This is a genomic window from Mesorhizobium sp. M00.F.Ca.ET.216.01.1.1 (assembly GCF_004010325.2).
GTDB lineage: Bacteria > Pseudomonadota > Alphaproteobacteria > Rhizobiales > Rhizobiaceae > Mesorhizobium.
Genome location: NZ_SADR02000358.1, coordinates 1 through 323 on the forward strand (window position 1 = coordinate 1; position 323 = coordinate 323).

Annotated in this window: 1 pseudogene; it reads right to left on the reverse strand. The window is 71.8% G+C overall.

From position 1 onward, the window contains the following. Positions 1-102 precede the first annotated feature (102 nt). A pseudogene (locus EN859_RS36460) lies at positions 103-323 on the reverse strand (ammonium transporter); the annotation flags it as partial.

The window sequence follows — 323 nt, forward strand, 5'->3', positions numbered from 1 at the left end:
CGACAGGAGCCCCGAACTCCGAGCCCCGAGCCCCGAGCTTCGAGCTTCGAGCCCCGAGCCACGAGCCACGAGCCACGAGCCACGAACGCCCACACCCATCGCTCACCCAAGGCTCTCGCGCCCCGGCGTCGCCGAAATCTTGTGAATCGACAGGTCGGCGCCGTTGTATTCGTCTTCCTGATCGAGCCGCAAGCCCACCGTCAGGCGAATTGCGCCGTACACGAGCGCGCCGCCGAGCGTGGCCACGACGACCCCGCCGAGCGTGCCGAGCACCCGCGCGCCGAACGACACGCCACCCCTGCCGCCCACCGCGCCCCCGCCGG